Below are 21344 nucleotides of genomic sequence, written 5' to 3'. Positions count from 1 at the left end.
ATACTCGTCACAGTGCCGCATCCCGGCGGCGGATCTCACAGGAGTCTCGATGCGTCGTGCCGCACGGTGGTCCACCTCAGCTCTCGCCGGAGTCCTCGTCGCCGCGGGGGTGGCCGTGGGTGTCGCACCGGCGTCCGCGGCGTCGGTGACGGTGCCGTCGCCGGTGAAGGCCGCGCCGGGCAGCGTCGATCTGCGGTCGGTGACCGTCGACTACGACCGCGGCGCGGGCCGACTCGACATCACGCTGAACCTGCGGGGTTTCCCCGGGTTCGGTCGCGGTACCGGGCCGACGTACTCGGTCCTCCTCTACGGACCCCGCAACGTCACCGGCGGGACGGGACAGTCGGTGGCCGCGATCTCGGTGAGCGGCCCGCCCATCCGTGACGGCTTTCCCGTGCGCGGCGGGACCCCGTTCACGAGTCCGATGATCTTCAACCCCGTCGGGACCGACAGGAACCAGATCGTGGACACCGAGACGCGCTACGTCGGCCGGCAGGTCCAGTTCCGTGCGCAGGACGACAAGCTCAAGAACCTGCCGCTGGCGTTCTTCGACGTGCAGACGAGCCTCGACCAGATCTACGTCGCCTCTGACGTGGGGACCACCGACACCCTCCGCGGGGTCATCCCGCCCCGCTGAGCCGGCACGCCCAGGTCCGACCTGACGGCGTCACCGTCGTCGACCTCGTCGAGTGGGCGCTTGGACGCGTCGAGTGGGCGCTTGGGCGCGTCGAGTGGGCGGTACGCCGCCTTGCGCGTGCCGAGCCGCCCAGTCGACGTCTCCAACTGCCCAGTCGACGTCTCCAACTGCCCAGTCGACGTCTCCAACTGCCCAGTCGACGTCTCCGACCGCCCACTCGACGTGGTCGCGCCAGGGTTCAGCGGGGCGGTCGCTGCACGGTCAGCGCCAGCTGGGCAGCCACATCTGCAGGTTCCACTCGTGCAGTGAGAGTGGGCCGCCGGTGAGGATCGGCCACATCCAGATGAAGTTCGTGACCACCAGACCGATGTAGATCGACGCGAGCGCCACGCCCAGCATCCGTCGTTCCCGTCCGAACGACCGCCATCGCCCGTCGGCGCCGATCAGGTCGCCGACGCACAGCGCCAGCCCGATCACCAGGAACGGCGCCATCGCGGTGGCGTAGAAGAAGTACATCTGGCGGTCGAGGTTGGCGAACCACGGCAGCCAGGCGGCGCCGTACCCGACGAGCACGACGGCGTACCGCCAGTCGCGTCGCGCGATCCAGCGCCACAGGCCCCACAGCAGCATCGGGAAGGCCAGCCACCACATGGCCGGCGTCCCGATCAGCATCTGTACACGGATGCACTCGCCGCCGCCGCACTGGTCCGGCCCGTTCTGCACCGCGTAGAGCATGGGGCGCAGGCTCATCGGCCACGTCCACGGCTTCGACTCCCAGGGGTGGTGATTGCCCGCCGAGTTCGTGAGTCCCTCGTGGAACTTGAGGATCCCGGCCTCGTAGTACCAGAGCGATCGCCACGCCCCGGGCACCCAGGAGAACGCGCCGTCGTAGCCGACCTGATTGCCGACCGCGTAGCGGTACACCGAGGTCTCGCCGGCGAACCACGGCGCGAAGCTCGCCAGGTACACCAGGATCGGGGTGACGGCGAGGCTGAACCCGGCGGGGACGACGTCGCGCCGCAGTGTTCCCATCCACGGTCGCTGCACGTGATACGTCCGCCGGTTGGCGACGTCGAACCCGAGCGACAGCACGAGGTAGAAGAGGACGAAGTAGATCCCCGACCACTTCGTCGCGCAGCCCAGGCCGAGCAGCAGGGCGGTCGCGAAGCGCCACCACCGGAACCCGAGACGTGGGCCGAAGGGCGTCTCGGCGATCCGTCCCTCCGACCACACGCGGTGCATCCGCGCTCGCATCTGGTCGCGGTCGGCGATGAGCGTCGCCATCGCCGCGAGCAGGAAGAAGATCTGGACGATGTCGAGCATCCCGACGCGCGACGACACGAACGTCACGCCGTCGCAGATGAGGAACACCGCGGCGATCGCGCCGATCAACGTCGAGCGCGAGAGTCGCCGGGTCATCCGGAAGACGATGAGCACCATGAGCGTGCCGAGGACGGCGGATGCGAACCGCCACCCGACGGGCGTGTAGCCGAACATCCCCTCGCCGATCGCGATGATCCACTTGCCGACCGGCGGGTGCACCACGAGCCCGTAGGCGGGGTTGTCCTCGATCCAGTTGCCGCCGGTGAGCACCTGCCACGCCTGCGGGACGTAGTGCTTCTCGTCGAAGACCGGTGTGCCGTTGTCGGTGGGATGCCCGAGGCCCCAGAAGCGGGTCACCGCGGCGATGACGGTCAGCACTGCGGCGACGATCCATCCGCGGCGGGTGTCGGTCGCGCCGAACACGGGTGGCGGGACCGAGGGACCGGGGCGGGCACCGAGGTCCTCGGCCTGTCCGCGCCCGTCGAGCAGTTCCGACGCGTCGACGAGACCTCGGGGGTCGACGGGTGCGGCGGTGCTCACCCGCACGATCGTAGGCTGTCCGACGATGGGGACCACGGATGACGGCGACGCCGACCCGGCTGCGCGCCCGGGTTGTCTGATCCTGGCCGCGACCCCGATGGGCCGCGCCGACGACGCCTCGCCACGGCTCCGGGAGGCATTGAGCAGCGCCGACGTCGTCGCCGCCGAGGACACACGGCGCACGCGTGCCCTGGCTGCCGCCCTGGACGTCACGATCACCGGGCGTGTCGTCAGCTACTACGACCAGGTGGAGGAACGCCGAGCCCCCGGCCTCGTCGAGGAGGTCGCGGCCGGATCGCGGGTCCTGCTCGTCACCGACGCGGGCATGCCGTCGGTCAGCGACCCGGGGTACCGCCTCGTCGTCGCCTGTGTGGACGCCGGTCTGCCGGTCACCTGTCTGCCGGGCCCGTCGGCGGTGACGACGGCGCTCGCGCTGTCGGGGTTGCCCGTCGAACGGTTCTGCTTCGACGGGTTCGCGCCGCGGAAGGGGTCCGCACGCCGGTCGTGGCTGGCCGAGCTCGCCACACAGCCGCGGACCGTCGTGTTCTTCGAGTCCCCGCATCGCCTGGCCGACTGTCTGGCCGACGCGGTCACCGTGCTGGGTCCCGACCGCCGCGCGGCCGTCTGTCGGGAGCTGACCAAGACCTACGAAGAGGTCCGGCGCGGCCCGCTCGCCGAGCTGGCGGCCTGGGCGGCCGATGGCGTACGCGGTGAGATCACCGTCGTCGTGGAGGGCGCGGTCGCGACCGAGGCGGACCCGGCCGACCTCGTCGGGGAGGTCGAGGCCCTCGTCGCCGACGGCGCGCGACTCAAGGACGCCTGCGCCCAGGTGGCCGCGCGCGCAGGCGTGGGGCGTCGCGACCTCTACGAGGCGGTTCTCGCCGCGCGCTGAACCGTCACCGGGAGTGCGTCAGGCCGATGATCGACGCCGCCTTGTCCAGACATTCCTGCCACTCCCGCGACGGGTCGGAGTCGATGGTGATGCCGCCGCCCACGCCGAGACCCATCGCGCCGTCGGGGGTGATCTCGACGGTGCGGATCGCGACGGACAGGTCGAGGTCGCCGTCGGGTGCGCGGACCCCGATCGCGCCGCAGTAGACCCCACGGGCGTCGGTCTCCCAGTCCGACAGCAGTTCTCGCGCACGGAGCTTCGGGGTGCCGGTCACCGAGCCGGGTGGGAACGTCGCGTCGAGCAGTGCGTCGGTGTCGACGGACGGCGACACGTGGGCGGTCACGGTCGACACGAGGTGCCAGACGCCCGGCGCGGCGTGCACGGACAGCAACTCGGGGACGGTGACGGTGCCGGGCACCGCGACCCGCCCGAGGTCGTTGCGGACCAGGTCGACGATCATGATGTTCTCGGCGACGTCCTTGACCGACGCACGCAGGAGAGCGGGGTCCTCGGACAGCGGCAATGTGCCCTTGATGGGACTCGACGAGACCACGTCGCCGACCCGCCGGAGGTAGGTCTCGGGCGAGAACGAGACGACCGAACCCCATGCGCCCGTGAGGAACGCGGCTTTCCGGGGCGACGTCCGCGTCACCCCGTCGCGGAACAGGTCGACGGGCTCCCCGCGCAGGTGTCCGGTGAACCGACTGCACACACAGGCCTGGTAGATCTCGCCGGCCGCGATCGCGTCCAGACACGAGAGGATCGCGCGCTCATGGTGGTCCCGGTCAGGTGCGCGCCACCGGGCCGTCCACTCCTCGATGACCGGCGGGTGGTCGGTCACACTGACGCGCAGTGCATCCGGACATCGGGCACCCGTCGACGAGGCGTGGTGCCACACCCCGTCCCGCAGGAACAGAACGGCGTCACACGTGCCGCCGAGCACGGCCGGCAGCCGGACCTGAGCGGTGCGGTCGGGGAAAGACAGTGCGCCGAACCAGAACCGGTCCGGGTGCGTCGACGGTCCGAGTCCCGCGACCACCTCCAACGAGGGCGCGATCACCGCCTCGGCGTCCAGCCAGTCGCCGACGAGCGCCGCCGGGGGCGGGATCCCGTGTGTGCGTGCGTGATCGGCGAGGGACCCCAGGACGTCGACGGCGCTGCGACCGGGACCGAGCACCTCGGTCGTCATGGCAGCTGTCAGTCGCGGGAGTCGTCGTAGCGCGGGAACACCGGTGTCGGTTTCGGCAGTGCGGCACCCGCGGTGAGGCGGTCGCCGAGGTGAGCGAAGGTACGGGAGTTTTCGTCGACGGCCAGGAGATCGAGGATTCGACCCGTCGATCCCGGCATCACCGGCTGCGCCAGCATCGCGACGATCCGCACCACCTCGGCGCACACGTAGAGGACGGTTCCCGCGCGCGGCAGGTCCGTCTTGGCGAGTTTCCACGGTTCCTGCGCCGAGATGTACCTGTTCGTCTCGCCGAGCACCTCCCACATCGCCTCGAGGGCGAGATGCATGGCCTGCACGTCGAACTCGGCGCGCACCTTCTCCAGCAGACCGTCGGCCCGGGCGAGCAGTGCGGTGTCGTCGTCGGTGAACTCGCCGGGCTCGGGGACCGCTCCGTCGAAGTTCTTCGCGATCATCGACAGCGAGCGCTGCGCGAGGTTGCCGAACTCGTTGGCGAGGTCGGCGTTGATCCGCGACACGATCGCGTCGTGCGAGTAGCTGCCGTCCTGGCCGTAGGACACCTCGCGCAACAGGAAGAAGCGCAGCGGGTCGAGGCCGTACTGCTCGACGAGCGCGTACGGGTCGACGACGTTGCCGACCGACTTGCTCATCTTCTCGCCCTTGTTGAACAGGAAGCCGTGCGCGAACACCCGCCTCGGCAGCTCGATCCCGGCGCTCATCAGGAACGCGGGCCAGTACACGCAGTGGAACCGGACGATGTCCTTGCCGATGACGTGCAGGTCGGCGGGCCAGAACCGTTCCAGCAGAGCGGGATCGGTGTCGGGGAAACCGACGCCGGTGAGGTAGTTGGTCAGCGCGTCGACCCAGACGTACATGACGTGGTCGGGGTCGCCGGGAACCGGGACGCCCCAGTCGAAGGTGGTGCGCGAGATCGACAGGTCCCGGAGGCCGCCCGCGACGAAGCTCGCGACCTCGTTGCGCCGTGTGGCCGGCCCGATGAACTCGGGCCGGGACTCGTAGAGCGCCAACAGCTTGTCCTGGTAGGCCGACAGCCGGAAGAAGTAGCTGGCCTCCTCGGTCCACTCGACGGGGGTCTGTGTGGCGGTGGCGATCCGACTGCCGTCCTCGAGCGTCGTCAGCTCGTCCTCGCCGTAGTAGGCCTCGTCACGGACGGAGTACCACCCGCTGAACGTGTCGAGGTAGATGTCGCCTGCGTCGGCCATGCGGCGCCACAGCTCCTGGCTCGCGACCTCGTGGTCGGCGTCGGTGGTGCGGATGAATCGGTCGAAGCTGCTGCCGAGCGTCTCCTGCATCGCGCGGAACGCGGCGGCGTTGCGGTCGGCGAGCTCACGAGTCGGGATGCCCTCGGCGGCAGCGGTCTGCTGCATCTTCTGGCCGTGTTCGTCGGTCCCGGTGAGGAATCGGACGTCGAAGCCGTCGAGCCGCTTGAACCTGGCGATCGCGTCGGTCGAGACGTACTCGTAGGCGTGGCCGATGTGGGGGACACCGTTCGGGTAGGCGATGGCGGTCGTCACATAGAACGGGGTCGCGGTGTCGTCAGCCATGATGGGCCAGCTTAGACAGTCGCCGTCCGGGCGATGTTGTCGGTGATGGCGCCGACGATCTGCGGCCACAGCGGCTCGGGCAGGTCGTGGCCCATCCCGTCGAGCAGGAGCAGTCGGGAGTCGCGGACGGCGTGGGCGATGGCCTTGCCGCCCGCCGGGCGCATCAGGGTGTCGGCCCGGCCGTGGATGACGACCGTCGGGGCGGTGATCGCGCGGGCGTAGCGGCGCAGGCTGCCGCTGCCCATGACGGCCGCCGACTGCCGCATGACGCCGGCGGGGTCGAACGCGCGGTCGTGGAACGAGGCCGCGAGCTCCCACGCCTCGTCGTCGGAGAGCGGGTAACCGGGGCTGCCGATGGTCTGCAGTGCCTTCGCCGACGCCGCGATGTACTCCTCGCGCGTCGCGCCCTTGCCCGGGCCGGACAGCAACGCCATCAGCTTCTCCGGCGCCGGCGGCGGCAGGAACATCTGCAGCGTCGAGGAGAAGATGATCGCCGCGGACAGGGTGCGCTCGGGGTACTTGCCCGCGACGACCTGCGCGATCATGCCGCCCATCGACGCCCCGACGACGTGCACGCGGTCCAGACCGAGGTGGTCGAGCAGGCCGATGGCGTCGGCCGCCATGTCGACGACCGTGTAGGGGACAGGGCTGCCGAACCCGAGTTCGGTGCGGATGAGGCGCGGGATCAGTGAGCCGCGCACCCGGACACCGTCGAGGTGGGTCGACAGTCCGATGTCGCGGTTGTCGAACCGGATCACCCGGAACCCCGCGTCCACCAGGGCCTCGCAGAACCCGACGGGCCAGACCGTCAGCTGCGCCGAGAGCCCCATGACGAGAAGGATCGGCGGGGCGGTCTCGTCACCGAGGTCTTCGTAGTAGATCTCGATCTCGTGGCGCTTGCCATCGATCTCGGCGGTCCCGACCTGCGCTCTCCCCGTCCGCATCTGCATGCGATCGACGATAGTCAGGACGGGTCACGGCACCGCGCGAGGCAGGCGGAGACCCGCCTGCGCCATCACGGTCCGCAGGCGGTCGGGGTAGTCGGTGATGAGGCCGTCGACGCCGAGGTCGATGAAGTGACGCATCGTGGCGGGGTCATCGACGGTCCACGGGATGACCCGCAGCCCGGCGCGGTGGGCGTCGTCGACCATCCGTCGGTCCGGGTAGGGAGTGAACGTCCCGTCCCCGATCCGCCCGTCCTGCGGGAAACCCTGCACCGGCGAGATCGCGGTGACGCCGGGGATCGCACGGGCCGCGCGCACCAGGTCGCCTCCGACGTCGTCGGCGTCGAGCCCACCGAGCCACGGAGACCGGCCCGGTTGCCCGACCTGCAGGAAGTCGCGGTTGCTGAGCGCGACGAGCGGGATCGTCGGGGCCAGGCGGTGCATCACCCGCAGCGCGCCCCAGTCGAAGCTCTGGACGGTGACCTGGCGGGCGAGACCGGACCGGGCGATCTCCGACCACACCCGCCCGACGAACAGCTCGCGCGGTTGGGTCTGTTCGGGGGACCCTGCCTCCACCTTCGTCTCGATGTTCATCCGGACGCCGAACGCCCGCCGCTCGCGGATGAGGTCGAACAACTGGTGCAGCTCGAGCAGTCGCGCGCCGGGGACCCGCCGCTGGGTGGGGAACTGGGGCAGCTGCCGAAAACCGCAGTCGAGTGTGCGGATCTGGGCGAGCGACAGGTCGCGGATGTATTTCCCGACGTACGGGAACTGCGGGTCACCCGGGCCGGCGGGCGCGGTGTCGGCACACTTGTCCCGCGAGATCTGACGGTCGTGAGAGATGACCACGCGCAGGTCGCGGGTCACCTGGGTGTCGAGCTCCAGTGTGGTGACGCCGAGACGCAGAGCGGTGTCGAACGCATCGAGCGTCGACTCCGTCGTCAACCCGATGCCGCCGCGATGAGCCTGCAGGTCGAACGCCGGCGCGGGGCGGGCGGGAGCCCAGCCCGCGCCGGCGACAAGCAGTGTCGTCAGGAGGGCGGCGAGGACGAATCGGCGGGCGCGCACGGCGGACGACGTTAGCGATTCGAGACCTCCTGCACCCCAACGGCGGGTGTCATCTGGCTGAACCACCGCAGTGTGGTCGAGAGCGCCTCGTCGAGCGGTGTCGGCGCGACGCCGAAGGTCGTCTCGAACGCCGTCGACACCATGTTCTGCGGGATCCGGTGCTGATAGAACATCTCGGCGTACTCGGCCATGAACTGCTCGTCGAACCCGCCGATCGGCTGCGGCTCGTCGAGCACCAGCGCCTCGAGGGAACGGCCCAGCATCGAGCCGACCCGACGGTGGACCTCGGCGGTCGACACCGCCGGCACGGTCGGCAGGTGCCAGACCCGCCCGAGGGCGCGGCTGTCGGTGCCGAGGGTCACCAACCCGGCTGCGACGTCGGGGACGTAGCTGTAGGAGTGCGGCAGGTCGATGTCGCCGAACGCCACCACGGGCTCCCCCGTGAGCGCCTGCGGGAAGAACCCGGCACCCAGGGTCGACGACCAGACGCCGGGACCGAAGAAGTCGGCGGAGCGTCCCAGACCGACACGGATGCGGCCACGCTCGTGCTCGCCGAGGTAGCGACGGTCGAGGTCCGCACGCATCCGGCCCTTACGGGTCGTCGCGGCCCACGGCGTCGACTCGGTGATGCGGTCACCCTCGGCGGTGCCGTAGGGGTAAAGGGTGTCGAGGACGACGAGGGTCGCGTCGTGGTGGGCTGCAGCGCCGATGATCGCGTCGGCGATGACCGGCATCTCCGCGATCTGACGGTGATACGGCACGTTGACCGCGTGGTAGATCGTCGCCGCCCCGTCGGTCGCGGAGATCGCCGCCTCCGGGTCCGACACGTCGGCGACGACGGTCTCGACGGCGGGGTCCTCGACGACGACGGGGGAGCGGGAGACATGGCGGGTGCGCAGACCGCGGCGACGCAGTTCGGTGACGGTCGCGGTGCCGGCGGGGCCGGCGCCGAGGACGACGTGCAGGGGTGTGGTGGACATGGTGAACCTTTCAGTGATCAGTCACTCACTATGAGCGGCGGCGATACCCGACATCGGCGGTGTCGGGGGATCAGGGGTGGGGCGCGGCGTGCTCGATGCCCTCGGTCACCGTCGTGGCCCACGGGTCGTCGAGAGCGAACGCATCGATCGCGGTCAGGAGATGGCAGAGCTGGCCGACGGCGAGGAATCGCTGGATCTCTTCCGCCGGCGCGTCGCTGAGCTCCTGTGCCACGGTGACCGTACGGGCGACACCGCGTCGGACGGCGTCACGGATCTGCGGCTCGGAGGTCGCCGCGACCGCGTGCACCTGCAGCATCAGCAGCGTGCGGTCGGCGATGAGCGCCGCGTAGGCGCTGCCCAGGTTCTCGAGCGCGGCGCGTCCGGTCACCCCGGGGCGAGCAGCTGCGCGCAGCGTCTCCTCGATGCGGTCGTAACAGGCGTCGACGGCGGCGACGAACAGGTCGACCTTGGTGGGGAAGAGCTTGAACGCGTACGCGGTGGAGATCCCGGCCTCCTGGGCGACCGCTGTGGTCGGCGTGGCGTGGAACCCGGCTGTGGCGAAGACGCGGACGGCGGCCCGCACGAGGGCGTCGGTGCGTTCCTCGGCGGTCGACAACGTGCGGGTCCCGGACATGTGAGTGACCGTACACTCACTCTTGCGTCGGCGCCAGATCCCGGGCCATGAAGATGCTGACCTCGTTCCAGCCCTGCGGGTGATAGGGGTCGACGACGGCGTACCCCAGGCGCTCGTACAGCGCGACCGCCTCGGGTTGACGGTTCCCGGTCTCGAGGACGATCCGCGTCAGCCCTCGTGCCCCGGCGCGCGCCTCCAGCGAGGACATCAACGCCTGGGCCACGCCGGCGCGGCGGGCGGTGTCGTCGACGTAGAGCCGCTTCACCTCGCCGACGCCGGGGAGGTCGTCGTGGACGACGAGGGCGATGCACCCCACGGGTCGGCCGTCGAGGCGGGCGACGAAGTATTCGGCGTCGTCGACGAACGGCTCCGGGTGGTAGGTGGGATAGCGGGCGGTGAGCTCGGCGACCGTGCGCCGGAGGAGTTCGGCGAGGTCGGCGTCGTCGTCGCCGACCCGCGACACCCACACCGTCGGCGAGGAGTCATGGCTGGACATCGATCGCGAACGCTACGCCGGGAAACCTCGTCGCATGCAGGCGATGCCACCTGACACGATGACCTCGTGACCACACCGACCACCCGTCCCTTCGCCCAGGTCGACGTGTTCACGTCGGGTCCGCTCACGGGCAACCCCGTGGCCGTCGTCCTCGACGGCACGGACGTCGACGACGCGACCATGGCCGCGTTCGCCCGCTGGACGAACCTGTCGGAGACGACGTTCGTGCTGCCGCCGACGGACTCGTCGGCCGACTACCGACTGCGCATCTTCACCCCGGGCGGGGAACTGCCGTTCGCCGGTCATCCGACACTCGGGTCGGCGCACGCGTGGCTCGAGTCCGGCGGGCTGCCCGCCGGCGACGTGATCGTGCAGGAGTGCGGGATCGGTCTGGTCACCATCCGGCGCGACGGCGACCGTCTCGCGTTCGCGGCGCCGCCACTGCGGCGGTCGGGGCCCGTCGACGAGACCGTGCTCGCCGAGATCCGCACCGCACTCGGGCTCGCCCCGTCCGACGTCGTCGCGAGCAACTGGGTCGACAACGGCCCGGGGTGGATCGGCCTGATGCTCACGTCGGCGGAGCGCGTTCTCGCCGTCCGTCCCGACTTCGCCGCGCTCGGCCACCACGAGGTCGGCCTCATCGGTGCCCATCGCGATGGCCCCGAGGGCGTCGACTACGAGGTGCGCGCGTTCGCGCCCGGCGACGGGGTGCCGGAGGACCCGGTGACCGGCAGCCTCAACGCCGGGTTCGCCGTCTGGCTGCGGTCGGTCGGCGAGGTCCCCGCGCGCTACGTCGCGGCGCAGGGCACGGCGCTCGGCCGCGCGGGTCGCGTGTTCGTCGACGACGACGGCACCGACATCTGGGTGGGCGGCGCGTCGACGACCACGATCTCGGGCACGGTGGGCCTGTGAGCACGCGCAAGCCTCCGCCCCCGGACCCCGAACCCCTCGCCCCGCTGATCGACGCCCACACGCACCTCGCGGCGTGCGGTGGTCGGGACGCAGAGGCAGTCCGCGTGATCCTCGATGATGCCGAGTCGGTCGGCGTCGGAGGCGTCGTCACCGTCGCCGACGACATGGTCGACGCCCGGTGGGCCGTCGCGGCCGCCGAGTGGGACCACCGCGTGTGGGCCGCGACCGCCCTGCACCCCACCCACGCCGACGACCTGACCGAGGAGACCGGAGAGGAATTGCGCGCCATGGCCGCACATCCCCGCGTCGTCGCGGTGGGGGAGACCGGCCTCGACTGGTACTGGCTGCAGCGCTCCGACGACTGCGCCCCGCGGGAGGTGCAGATCGAGTCGTTCCGGTGGCACATCGCGCTCGCGAAGGAGGTCGGCAAGCCGCTGATGATCCACAACCGCGACGCCGGCCGCGACGTGCTCGACGTCCTCGACGATGCCGGGTCGCCGGAGACGGTGATCATGCACTGCTTCTCCGAGGACGAGGCCATCGCGCGGGAGTGCGTCGACCGTGGGTACCTGCTGTCGTTCTCCGGCACCGTCAGCTTCACCAACGCCTCGACGCTGCAGGAGGCCGCCCGCGTGGTGCCGCCGGAGCTGCTCCTCGTCGAGACCGATGCGCCGTTCCTCACACCGCATCCGTTCCGCGGACACCCGAACCAGTCCTACTGCCTGCCGTACACGGTGCGGGCGTTGGCGCAGGTCCGCGGGGACGACGCCGGCGACCTGGCGCGTCAGGTGACCATGAACGCCGAACGTGCGTACGGGGTCGGTCTGCCCCGATCCTGAGCCCACGACTTTGCGCCCGGCGATGACCCTCGTTATATTTCTGTGATCGCAGCGATCCCAACCGGTGATCGCTGCTGCGTGGGGGAAACCCGAGACCTTGCCGCCGACCAGAAGTTGACGTGTGTCTTTTCTAGCCAGAATCAACGAGTCGAACTCCCTGCGAGTGCGAATCGCCATCGCCGCGCTCCTCGCGACCATCGTCGCCGGCGGCATCCTCGGCGTCGTCCGCCACAAGACGGTCACCATCGACGTCGACGGCAAGGTCATGACCGTCTCGACGATGCGGTCCTCGGTCGAGGACGTGCTCGCCGACCAGGGCCTGCACCCGGCCTCCGGTGACCTGGTGAAGCCCGCCGCGTCGGCCGGCCTCGGCAACGGCGAGACGATCACGTTCCACCGCCTGAAGACCGTCGTGCTCAACGTCGACGGAACCCCGCGCGAGATCAAGACCAACGCCGTCACCGTCGAGCAGGCGCTCGCACAGCAGAACCTCGGTGGCCCGACCGTCGATGTCGAGGCGTCGCGGACCGCGCCGCTGCCCGTCGACGGCGCCGCCGTCTCGGTGATCCTGCCCAAGCCGGTCACCGTCGTCGACGCGAAGAAGGTCTCGAAGCCCACCGTGGCGGCGAAGACCGTCGGCGACCTCCTCTCCGACCTCGGGGCCCCGCTGTCCGGCGACGACATCGTCACGCCCTCCGCCGACACCCCGGTGAGCGCGAACATGCGGATCGCTGTCACCCGCATCCGGACCGAGCAGGTCACGGCCACCGAGCCGCTGACCGCCCCGGACGAGGAGACCCCGGACCCGACGCTCGTCAAGGACAAGCGCGAGGTCACGAAGCCCGGTACCCCCGGCAGCCAGGAGGTCACCTACTCGGTCACCACCGTGGACGGCAAGGAGACCAAGCGCGTCAAGCTCGGCGCGAAGGAGCTGACGCAGCCCGTTGCCGCCGAGGTGAAGGTCGGCACCAAGCCGGGCGCCCCGTTCGTGCCGTTCGGCTCGGTCTGGGACCAGCTCGTGCAGTGCGAGTCGACCGGCAACTGGGCCATCAACACCGGCAACGGTTTCTACGGTGGCGTCCAGTTCGACCAGAACACCTGGGACCGCTGGGGCGGCCAGGAGTACGCCCCGCGTGCCGACCTCGCGACGCGCGAGGAGCAGATCGCGATCGCCGAGAAGACGCTCGCCGCCCAGGGCTGGGGCGCGTGGCCGTCCTGCTCGTCCAAGCTGGGCCTCCGGTGATTCCCGCCGCCGGCAGGGGCCCGCGCTGACCGACCCGACACCCGGGCTCCTCGGACCTGTACGGATCCGTGAGCTCGCCGACGAGCTCGGTGTGCGGCCGACGAAGTCGCTGGGGCAGAACTTCGTCCACGACGCCAACACGGTGCGACGGATCGTCGCCGAGGCCGGCGTCGGCCCGGGCGACCACGCGCTCGAGGTGGGTCCCGGTCTCGGGTCGCTCACCCTCGCGCTGCTCGGTGCCGCGGGCCGGGTGACCGCCGTCGAGGTCGATCCGGTTCTCGCCGACGCGCTCCCGCGGACCGTCGCCGAACTGGCGCCCGCGCAGGCGTCGTCGCTGACCGTGATCCGGGCAGACGCGCTCGACGTCACGGCGTCCGACGTCGGCGACGTGACCGCCCTCGTCGCGAACCTTCCCTACAACGTCGCGGTCCCCGTGCTCCTGCACCTCATGACGCAGTGTCCGGGCATCCGCACCGCGCTGGTGATGGTCCAGCTCGAGGTGGCCGAGCGCCTCGCCGCCGGCCCCGGCAGCAAGACCTACGGGGTGCCGAGCGTGAAGGCGCGGTTCTTCGGCGACGTCCGTCGCGCCGGGACCGTCGGCGCCGGGGTCTTCTGGCCCGTCCCCAAGGTCGAGTCCGGGCTGGTGCGCATCGACCGCCGCGAGATGCCGTGGCCCACCGACGAGACCACCCGCCGCGCGGTGTGGACCGTCGTCGACGCGGCGTTCGCGCAGCGCCGCAAGACCCTCCGCGCGGCGCTGGCCGGATGGGCCGGATCGCCGACGGCCGCCGAGGAACGACTGCGCGCCGCCGACATCGACCCGTCCCTGCGGGGCGAACGCCTGGACGTGGCCGACTTCGTCCGGCTGGCGCTCACTAGTGTGGGATGACGTGCTGTCCGTCGTCCCCACGCCCGTGCTCGTCCGGGCGCCCGCGAAGATCAACCTGCACCTCGGTGTCGGTGACCTGCGCCCCGACGGGTACCACGAACTGGAGACCGTGTTCCAGGCCGTCTCGCTCACCGACCTCGTCCGGCTGAGTCCCGCGGACTCCCGCAGCATCACCGTCACCGGTCCCGGCGGCGTCGCCGACCGCGCCCTCGCCTCGGTCCCGCTCGACGGCGACAACCTCGCGTGGAAGGCCGTCGACGCCGTCCGCGACCACGTCGGTGGAACCCACGGCGAGGTCGGCATCGCCATCGCCAAGGGCATCCCGGTCGCCGGCGGCATGGCGGGCGGCAGTGCCGACGCCGCCGCGGTGCTCGTCGGCCTGAACCGGTTGTGGCGCCTGGACCTCGAACGCGAGGAACTCGCGACCATCGCCGCGGGACTCGGCAGCGACGTCCCGTTCTCCGTCCAGGGCGGCACCGCGCTGGGCACGGGGCGCGGCGAGAGTCTCACCCGCGTGCTGTCGCGGGGCGCGTTCCACTGGGTGATCGCCGTCGCCGCAGGCGAACTGAGCACACCGCAGGTCTACCGCGAACTCGACACCCTGCGCGCCGCGGAGCGGTCGGAGCCGCTGCGTCGGGCCGGTGGTCCCGACGACGTGATGACGGCCCTCGCCGCCGGCGACGCGCGTCGCCTCGCCGCCGCACTCGTCAACGACCTGCAACCGGCGGCCCTGAGCATGCGGCCCGCGCTGCGGCGCACCCTGCGCGCCGGTGTCGAGGCGGGCGCGCTCGCCGGGATCGTGTCGGGGTCGGGGCCGACGTGTGTCTTCCTGTGCGCCGACGATCAGCACGCCGTGCGGGTGGCGGCCGAACTGTCCGGTGCCGGGGTCGCCCGCGCCGTCCGCACCGCGTCGGGGCCGGTCGCAGGGGCCCGCGTCGTCGACGCCGAGTCAGGAGCCGCACGGTGAGCAACCTCGTCAACGCCGAGAAGATCAGCAAGAGCTTCGGGATCGCGCCGCTGCTGGAGTCGGTGAGTCTCGGTGTGCAGGAGAACCAACGGATCGGTGTCGTCGGCCTCAACGGGGGCGGCAAGACCACGTTGCTGGAGATCCTCGCCGGCATCACCGAACCCGACTCGGGTCGCGTGTCGATCGCCGGTGGCGTCCGGATGGCCACGGTCACCCAGCGCGGCGTGCTGCCGCCCGGGTCCACCGTCGGCGACGTCGTGCTCGGACCGCTCGACGTCGCCGAGCACGAGTGGGCATCCGACGCGCGTGTCCGTGCCGTGCTCGCCGGAATCGGCATCGACCGCCTCGACGGCGGACTCGAGCGCCGTGTCGAGGAGCTCTCCGGTGGACAGCGGCGTCGGGTCGCCCTGGCCGCGGCGCTGGTGCAGGAGCTGGACCTGCTGATCCTCGACGAGCCCACCAACCACCTCGACGTCGAGGGTGTGCAGTGGCTCGCCGACCACGTCGTGAACCGTCGCAGCGCACTCGTCGTCGTCACCCACGACCGGTGGTTCCTCGACACCGTCGCCACGCGCACCTGGGAGGTCGCGCACGGATCGGTGACGGAATACGAAGGCGGGTACAACGACTGGATCTACGCGCGCGCCGAACGCGGACGCCTCGCCGACGCCGCCGAGGAGCGTCGCCGCAACCTCGCCCGCAAGGAACTGGCGTGGCTGCGCCGCGGACCGCCGGCACGGACCTCGAAGCCGAAGTACCGGATCGAGGCCGCCGAGAAGTTGATCGCCGACGTCCCGCCCGTCCGCGACAGCGTCGCGTTGTCGACGTTCGCCAAACGGCGCCTCGGCCGCGTCGTCATCGAACTCGAGGACGCCACCCTGCGCACCCCCGACGACCGCGTCCTCGTCGAGGACCTCACCTGGCGCCTGCAGCCCGGTGAGCGCATCGGTCTCGTCGGCATCAATGGCTCCGGCAAGACCACACTGCTGCGTGCGCTCGCCGGGGAGGTGGCCGTCGATCCCGGCCGCCGCAAGGAGGGCACCACGGTCTCCATCGGTTGGCTGCGTCAGGAACTCGACGACCTGCCCACCGACATGCGCGTGCTCGAGGCGGTGGAGGACGTCGCAGGACGCATCACCATCGGTGCGGGCACCAAGCAGGAGAAGGAGATCTCGGCGGGCCAGCTCGCCGAGCGTCTCGGGTTCTCCCCGGCGCGGCAACGGACTCCGGTCGGTGACCTGTCCGGTGGCGAACGCCGTCGGCTTCAACTGACGCGGGTGCTGATGGGTCAGCCGAACGTGCTCCTCCTCGACGAGCCCACCAACGATCTCGACATCGACACGCTGCAGCAACTCGAGGACATCCTCGACGGCTGGGCGGGAACGATGGTCGTCATCAGCCACGACCGCTACCTCATCGAGCGGATCTGTGACAGCACCTGGGCGCTCTTCGGCGACGGCGGTCTCACCAACCTGCCCGGCGGAATCGAGCAGTACCTGCAGCGCCGCGCGGCCATGCACGCGGTCGAGTCGACGGGGGAGTCGACGGCCAGCCGCGCGGGGTCGTCGGCCGGATCGGGAGCCGCACGGAGTACCGACGCCGCCGCCGAACGCGACGCGCAGAAGACGATGAAGCGTCTCGAGCGTCAGATCGCCAAGCTCGACGACCGTGAACGGACCCTGCACACCCAGCTCGCCGAGGCCGCCACCGACGCCGCGAAGGTCGCCGCGCTCGACACCGAGCTGTCCGGTGTGGTCGCGGAGAAGGAAGCCGCCGAGGCGCAGTGGCTCGAACTCGCCGAGCAGTGGGGCTGACGGGGTGAGTGGGGCCTGGGGCCAAGGGTGCGCAGTAGGGTGACGCCCATGTCGTTCCTCACCACCCGCGTCGACAACGGTGTCGGCGAGATAGTCCTCGACCGACCCAAGGCGCTCAACGCCCTCGACCAGTCGATGATCGACGACATGACCGACATCCTGCGTCGCTGGGCCGACGACGAGGCGATCGAGACGGTGTTGGTGACGTCGTCGTCGGAGCGCGCGTTCTGTGCGGGTGGCGACATCCGCGCGATCCGCGACAACGCGCTTGCCGGCGACACCGCAGCCATCACACGGTATTTCGGCTCGGAGTACGAACTCGACCAGCTGATCGCGGAGTACCCGAAGCCCTACGTGACGATGATCGCCGGCGCGGCGATGGGCGGCGGGCTGGGCATCAGCGTGCACGGCGAGGTCCGCGTGGTCACCGACTCGACGATGATGGCCATGCCCGAGACCGCGATCGGGTTCTTCCCCGACGTCGGCGCCACCTACTTCCTGCCGCGCCTGCCCGCCGGCGTCGGGATGTGGCTGGGCCTCACCGGCTCTCGGATCCACGGCGCCGACGCCGTCGCCGTCGGCATGGCCACGCACTTCGTCCCCGCCGACGACTTCGCCGGTGTCGCCGACCGTATCCGCACCGGCGCACCGCTGCCGGAGGTCTTCGCCGACATCGGCGATCCGCCGCGCAGCGAACTGCCGCTGACGTCGATCGCCGAGTACTTCGACGACACGTCGGTCGCCGGGATCGTCGGTGGCCTGCAGGGTGCCGTCGGCGACGAGTGGGCGCAATCGATGGTGACGGCGCTCGAGTCGGCGTCGCCGACGAGCCTGCTGGTGACCGCCGCGCTGATCGAGGCAGGCGGACAGTCGACGCTGGCTGAGTGCTTCGAGCGGGAACTCCACGCCGCGGAACGGATCTGCGCCACCCCCGACTTCGCCGAGGGGGTGCGCGCGGTCCTCGTCGACAAGGACCGGAACCCGTCCTTCACCCCGCCGTCCCTCGACGAGGTCGACGTGAGCGACGTCGTGCGGATCGTCACCGGGAACTGACGGCCGGGCTCAGCTGCCCAGCCGATACCAGCCGGTGATCGTCGCGCTCGGTGCGGCTGTCTCGGTGGCCGGCGGCGGTGCCGTCGGCGGCAGTCCCGGTGGTGCCGGCGGTGCGGGAGTCTGCGTGGTCGGTTCGGGTGACCGGTCGCTCGGTGCGATGTCGTCGTCGGGTGCGAACGGGTTGGTCTCGGCGAGAACCGCACTGGGACAGGTGAAGAGACCGGCGGCGCGGGTCTCGGTCAACACCGTCGTCTCGACCGAGCACGACGAGGCCTGATAGTGCCGTCCTTCGATCACGACCCCCACCTGGCCGACGAGACGCGGCCGGGAGACGAAGTCCGGCAGGGACATCTCCAGGAGCACGCCGTCGGTGGCGCTGTCGCGGAAGGCCATCACCACGCTCTCGACGGGGAGCACGGGATCGGCGGGACCCCAGTGTGGGTATCGGAAGCAGCCGATGGTCGACGCGGCGCCCGACTCGCCTGGGGTGCGATCAGGAGCCAGCGGAGGAGGCAACCGCCGCACCGACACCGCCACCTCACCACGGCTGAACCGGAAGGGTCCCTGCGGCTTCGTCAGCTCCCCCTTCGGAGGGGCTGTCGCGCACTGCTGTTCGTCGACCCGTCCCGCCACCGCGATCGGTGCGGTCGACGAGGACTCCGGGCGGGGCGCGTCGGTCCGTTGCGCCGTTGAACCGCATGCGGTCGCGAGCAGCGCGCACGCCATCAGGACGATCGGTACGCGCGTGTCAGTCCGCGGTTGCAACGAGCGGTTCCAGCGTCAGGTCGGGGTGTTCCTTCTCGATGTACTGCAGCCGCCACTTGTCGCTGACCAGGGCCAGTCGGACGCCGTCGCTGCGCGTGAACACCTCGACGCCGCGCTGACGGTCGAGTTCGGTGACGCTGTCCTCGTCGGTCCTGCGGGCGAGGGAGAACCCGAGGAACTCCACCGAGGTGTCGACGCCGAACTCCGCCTTGAGGCGGGCGGTGACGACCTCGAACTGCATGGGCCCGACCGCCGCGAGCACCGGCGACGCGTCGCCCCGCAGGTCGTTGCGGAGCACCTGCACGACGCCCTCGGAGTCGAGTTGGTCCATACCCTTGCGGAACTGCTTGTACTTGCCGGCGCTGTCTGCGCGCAGGACCGCGAAGTGCTCCGGTGCGAACGACGGGATCGGCGGGTACTGCACCGGCGGGTCGGTGTAGAGGGTGTCGCCGGGTGCCAGCGTCATCGCGTTGACGAGGCCGACGACGTCGCCCGGGAAGGCGGTGTCGACGGTGGCGCGATCGCGGCCGAAGACCGCCTGCGCGTACTTCGTCGCGAACGGTTTTCCCGTCTGCGCGTGGGTTACCACCATGCCGCGCTCGAACTCGCCGGACACGATGCGCATGAAGGCGAGGCGGTCGCGGTGCGAGGCGTCCATCCCGGCCTGCACCTTGAACACGACCGCGGAGAACGGGTCGGTGACCTCGCGGACCACGTCGTCGACGGACGTACGGCCGGCGGGCGGGGGAGCGAGTTCGACGAGGGTGTCGAGCAGTTGTCGCACACCGAAGTTGAGCATCGCCGAGGCGAAGATCATCGGGGAGGTCTCGCCGGCGAGGAACAGTTCCTGGTCGTGGTCCTGGCCCATCTCGGTGAGCAGCTCGGACTCCTCGACCGCCGCCGTCCATTCGTCGCCCTCACGCTCCTGGGCGTCGGCGGCGGGCATCAGTTCCTCGGGGGCGATCGTCGCGCCGCCCGCGGTGCGGGTGAAACGGACGTAGTCACCGGAGCGACGGTCCAGCAGGCCGCGGAAGTCGCCGGCGATCCCCACGGGGAAGAACAGGGGTGTCGGCGTCAGGCCGATGCGGTCGGCGATCTCGTCGATCAGTTCCAGCGGGGTCCGGCCGGGCCGGTCCCACTTGTTGATCACCGTGATGACGGGGATCCCGCGGTGGCGGCACACCTGGAACAGCTTGAGCGTCTGCGGCTCGAGACCCTTGGCGGCGTCGATGAGCATCACCGCGGCGTCGACCGCGGTGAGCACGCGGTAGGTGTCCTCGGAGAAGTCGGCGTGGCCGGGGGTGTCGACCAGGTTGACGACGGCGTCGCGGTAGGTGAACTGCAGGGCGGTGGAACTGACGGAGATGCCGCGCGCCTTCTCCATCTCCATCCAGTCCGAGACGGTCGACTTGCGTCCGGCCTTGCCGTGGATCGCACCCGCCTCGCCGATGACCCTGGCGTGCAACGCCAACGCCTCGGTCATCGTCGACTTGCCGGCGTCCGGATGGGAGATGATCGCGAAGGTGCGACGGCGTGCCACCTCACGTGCGATGGCTTCAGAACTCACCGCAACACGATACTCGACGCCCGTTTCGCTGATCCGTAGAGATCGTTCCCGCTGAGCGGGAGACATCACCACGGATCTCGCGGACGGAACCGATCGCCTGCCGATCGCGTCGAATGGTCGTGAACGCAAGTGTGCGAGAACTGCTCGCAGCTCACGACGGCGTCATCACGCGGGCGCAAGCCATCACCGCCGGCTTGAGCAGTTCCGCGATCGGACGTCTCCGGACGAGCGGGGAGTGGCAGGCAGTCGGAAAGGGTGTCTACGTCGCCGGGGACCACGCCGTGACGGACCGTGCGCGCATGCGTATCGCGTGTGCGCGCGTCGGGCCCGGGGCGGCTCTCGGTGGCCTGGCCGCGGTCTGGTGGCATCGAAGGGTCGACCGGCCGCCCTCACGGCCGATGGTCGTCGCGCCGCGCGGTCGACAGGGACGTGCGGTGGCCGGTGTAGTGACAGTCCATCGCGATCTGCGCGACGAGGATGTCGTCGAGCGGGATGGGCTCCGAGTGGTGGCGCTGCCGCTCGCTGCTCTGGAGGCCGCGGCCGTGGAGGACTCCCTCGATGTCCTGGATCGTGCGCTCCTCCGGAAGCAGATCACTCTCGACGAGGTCGTCGCCGCACACGAGCGATACCCCGGTCGACGTGGTGCGACTGCTGCCGGACGCATCCTCGACGCAGCCGCCGGCGGAGCGCGGTCGGAGGCCGAGCGCATTGCCCACCGCCTGCTCCGTCGGGCGTCCATCGGCGGGTGGAAGGCGAACAAGACCGCGTCCGGCTACATCTGCGACGTGGTGTTCGATGCAGCTCGGGTCGTCGTCGAGCTGGACGGCTTCGCGTTTCACACCGACCCTGAGGCGTTCCGGCGCGACCGTGAGAAGCGCAATGCACTGGTTGCCGCAGGATGGACGGTGCTGCACTTCACCTGGCGAGACCTGACACAGCGGCCCGGATACGTCGTGGCGACCATCCGCCACGCCATCCGTAGAGATATTTCCCGCTGAGCGGGAAGGATCTCTACGGATCGGCCTGGCTG

Annotated in this window: 20 protein-coding genes and 1 pseudogene; 11 read left to right on the top strand and 10 right to left on the bottom strand. The window is 70.6% G+C overall.

Going from position 1 to position 21344, the window contains the following annotated elements; translation table 11 throughout:
- Window positions 1–49: 49 nt before the first annotated feature.
- A complete protein-coding gene (locus Q1A98_RS17175) occupies window positions 50–637 on the top strand; it encodes a hypothetical protein (RefSeq protein ID WP_299575725.1) in 588 nt (195 codons plus the stop codon).
- A gap of 261 nt (window positions 638–898) precedes the next feature.
- Here the strand turns inward: Q1A98_RS17175 and Q1A98_RS17170 are convergent, their stop codons facing one another.
- Window positions 899–2449: a phospholipid carrier-dependent glycosyltransferase gene (locus Q1A98_RS17170; RefSeq protein WP_299575981.1), complete on the bottom strand. Its 1551-nt coding sequence runs from the start codon at window positions 2447–2449 to the stop codon at window positions 899–901.
- A gap of 76 nt (window positions 2450–2525) precedes the next feature.
- Here Q1A98_RS17170 and rsmI point away from each other — a divergent pair, with 76 nt between their 5' ends.
- Window positions 2526–3392 carry a 16S rRNA (cytidine(1402)-2'-O)-methyltransferase gene (gene rsmI, locus Q1A98_RS17165; RefSeq protein ID WP_299575723.1) on the top strand — a complete coding sequence of 289 codons (867 nt, stop codon included), beginning with the start codon at window positions 2526–2528 and terminating at the stop codon, window positions 3390–3392.
- A gap of 4 nt (window positions 3393–3396) precedes the next feature.
- Here the strand turns inward: rsmI and Q1A98_RS17160 are convergent, their stop codons facing one another.
- From Q1A98_RS17160 to Q1A98_RS17130, 7 genes are all read right to left on the bottom strand, one after another.
- Window positions 3397–4581 (bottom strand): aminodeoxychorismate synthase component I, encoded by a 1185-nt coding sequence (locus Q1A98_RS17160; RefSeq protein WP_299575721.1) that lies wholly within the window; start codon window positions 4579–4581, stop codon window positions 3397–3399.
- Between the two features lie 8 nt (window positions 4582–4589).
- A complete protein-coding gene (metG, locus tag Q1A98_RS17155) occupies window positions 4590–6143 on the bottom strand; it encodes a methionine--tRNA ligase (protein WP_299575719.1) in 1554 nt (517 codons plus the stop codon).
- Between the two features lie 11 nt (window positions 6144–6154).
- Entirely contained in the window at window positions 6155–7093 is a 939-nt protein-coding gene (locus Q1A98_RS17150) for an alpha/beta hydrolase (protein WP_299575717.1), read from the bottom strand.
- 24 nt (window positions 7094–7117) lie between these two features.
- Window positions 7118–8155 (bottom strand): glycerophosphodiester phosphodiesterase family protein, encoded by a 1038-nt coding sequence (locus Q1A98_RS17145; protein WP_299575715.1) that lies wholly within the window; start codon window positions 8153–8155, stop codon window positions 7118–7120.
- An 11-nt stretch (window positions 8156–8166) separates the two neighbouring features.
- On the bottom strand, window positions 8167–9135 hold the full coding sequence (locus Q1A98_RS17140) for an NAD-dependent epimerase/dehydratase family protein (protein ID WP_299575713.1): 969 nt from the start codon (window positions 9133–9135) through the stop codon (window positions 8167–8169).
- 70 nt (window positions 9136–9205) lie between these two features.
- Window positions 9206–9769: a TetR/AcrR family transcriptional regulator gene (locus Q1A98_RS17135; RefSeq protein ID WP_299575711.1), complete on the bottom strand. Its 564-nt coding sequence runs from the start codon at window positions 9767–9769 to the stop codon at window positions 9206–9208.
- A gap of 16 nt (window positions 9770–9785) precedes the next feature.
- A complete protein-coding gene (locus tag Q1A98_RS17130; RefSeq protein WP_299575709.1) occupies window positions 9786–10265 on the bottom strand; it encodes a GNAT family N-acetyltransferase in 480 nt (159 codons plus the stop codon).
- A 66-nt stretch (window positions 10266–10331) separates the two neighbouring features.
- On the opposite strand from Q1A98_RS17130, the gene Q1A98_RS17125 reads away from it, so the two are divergent.
- From Q1A98_RS17125 to Q1A98_RS17095, 7 genes are all read left to right on the top strand, one after another.
- Window positions 10332–11177 carry a PhzF family phenazine biosynthesis protein gene (locus Q1A98_RS17125; RefSeq protein ID WP_299575707.1) on the top strand — a complete coding sequence of 282 codons (846 nt, stop codon included), beginning with the start codon at window positions 10332–10334 and terminating at the stop codon, window positions 11175–11177.
- Window positions 11174–12016, top strand: a complete 843-nt coding sequence (locus Q1A98_RS17120; RefSeq protein WP_299575705.1) for a TatD family hydrolase — start codon at window positions 11174–11176, stop codon at window positions 12014–12016. The genes Q1A98_RS17125 and Q1A98_RS17120 overlap by 4 nt, the downstream gene beginning before the upstream one ends.
- A 163-nt stretch (window positions 12017–12179) precedes the next feature.
- On the top strand, window positions 12180–13259 hold the full coding sequence (locus tag Q1A98_RS17115) for a resuscitation-promoting factor (RefSeq protein WP_299575703.1): 1080 nt from the start codon (window positions 12180–12182) through the stop codon (window positions 13257–13259).
- Between the two features lie 25 nt (window positions 13260–13284).
- Window positions 13285–14148: a 16S rRNA (adenine(1518)-N(6)/adenine(1519)-N(6))-dimethyltransferase RsmA gene (rsmA, locus tag Q1A98_RS17110; protein WP_299575980.1), complete on the top strand. Its 864-nt coding sequence runs from the start codon at window positions 13285–13287 to the stop codon at window positions 14146–14148.
- A gap of 1 nt (window position 14149) precedes the next feature.
- A complete protein-coding gene (locus tag Q1A98_RS17105) occupies window positions 14150–15115 on the top strand; it encodes a 4-(cytidine 5'-diphospho)-2-C-methyl-D-erythritol kinase (RefSeq protein WP_299575701.1) in 966 nt (321 codons plus the stop codon).
- The gene (locus tag Q1A98_RS17100) at window positions 15112–16929 is read left to right on the top strand and encodes an ABC-F family ATP-binding cassette domain-containing protein (RefSeq protein ID WP_299575699.1); all 1818 of its coding nucleotides are present in this window, start codon (window positions 15112–15114) and stop codon (window positions 16927–16929) included. The genes Q1A98_RS17105 and Q1A98_RS17100 overlap by 4 nt, the downstream gene beginning before the upstream one ends.
- Before the next feature lie 48 nt (window positions 16930–16977).
- Window positions 16978–17982, top strand: a complete 1005-nt coding sequence (locus tag Q1A98_RS17095) for an enoyl-CoA hydratase/isomerase family protein (RefSeq protein WP_299575698.1) — start codon at window positions 16978–16980, stop codon at window positions 17980–17982.
- 9 nt (window positions 17983–17991) lie between these two features.
- Here Q1A98_RS17095 and Q1A98_RS17090 read toward each other — a convergent pair whose 3' ends face one another.
- Entirely contained in the window at window positions 17992–18708 is a 717-nt protein-coding gene (locus Q1A98_RS17090) for a hypothetical protein (RefSeq protein ID WP_299575696.1), read from the bottom strand.
- 22 nt (window positions 18709–18730) lie between these two features.
- Window positions 18731–20314 carry a peptide chain release factor 3 gene (locus tag Q1A98_RS17085; RefSeq protein WP_299575694.1) on the bottom strand — a complete coding sequence of 528 codons (1584 nt, stop codon included), beginning with the start codon at window positions 20312–20314 and terminating at the stop codon, window positions 18731–18733.
- Between the two features lie 113 nt (window positions 20315–20427).
- On the opposite strand from Q1A98_RS17085, the pseudogene Q1A98_RS22385 reads away from it, so the two are divergent.
- A pseudogene (locus Q1A98_RS22385) lies at window positions 20428–20568 on the top strand (type IV toxin-antitoxin system AbiEi family antitoxin domain-containing protein); the annotation flags it as partial.
- 180 nt (window positions 20569–20748) lie between these two features.
- On the top strand, window positions 20749–21312 hold the full coding sequence (locus Q1A98_RS17080; RefSeq protein WP_299575692.1) for a DUF559 domain-containing protein: 564 nt from the start codon (window positions 20749–20751) through the stop codon (window positions 21310–21312).
- Window positions 21313–21344 lie beyond the last annotated feature (32 nt).

Source organism: uncultured Williamsia sp., assembly GCF_947494875.1.
Lineage (GTDB): Bacteria > Actinomycetota > Actinomycetes > Mycobacteriales > Mycobacteriaceae > Williamsia_A.
This window is presented reverse-complemented; position numbering and strand designations above follow the sequence as displayed.

Bases quoted from the DNA above. Each gene is read 5' to 3' on its own strand.
- Q1A98_RS17095 (WP_299575698.1), top strand. From the start codon at position 16,978: ATGTCGTTCCTCACCACCCGCGTCGACAACGGTGTCGGCGAGATAGTC.
- Q1A98_RS17150 (WP_299575717.1), bottom strand. From the start codon at position 7,093: ATGCAGATGCGGACGGGGAGAGCGCAGGTCGGGACCGCCGAGATCGAT.
- metG (WP_299575719.1), bottom strand. From the start codon at position 6,143: ATGGCTGACGACACCGCGACCCCGTTCTATGTGACGACCGCCATCGCC.
- Q1A98_RS17135 (WP_299575711.1), bottom strand. From the start codon at position 9,769: ATGTCCGGGACCCGCACGTTGTCGACCGCCGAGGAACGCACCGACGCC.
- Q1A98_RS17175 (WP_299575725.1), top strand. From the start codon at position 50: ATGCGTCGTGCCGCACGGTGGTCCACCTCAGCTCTCGCCGGAGTCCTC.
- rsmI (WP_299575723.1), top strand. From the start codon at position 2,526: ATGGGGACCACGGATGACGGCGACGCCGACCCGGCTGCGCGCCCGGGT.
- Q1A98_RS17090 (WP_299575696.1), bottom strand. From the start codon at position 18,708: ATGGCGTGCGCGCTGCTCGCGACCGCATGCGGTTCAACGGCGCAACGG.
- Q1A98_RS17130 (WP_299575709.1), bottom strand. From the start codon at position 10,265: ATGTCCAGCCATGACTCCTCGCCGACGGTGTGGGTGTCGCGGGTCGGC.
- Q1A98_RS17160 (WP_299575721.1), bottom strand. From the start codon at position 4,581: ATGACGACCGAGGTGCTCGGTCCCGGTCGCAGCGCCGTCGACGTCCTG.
- Q1A98_RS17140 (WP_299575713.1), bottom strand. From the start codon at position 9,135: ATGTCCACCACACCCCTGCACGTCGTCCTCGGCGCCGGCCCCGCCGGC.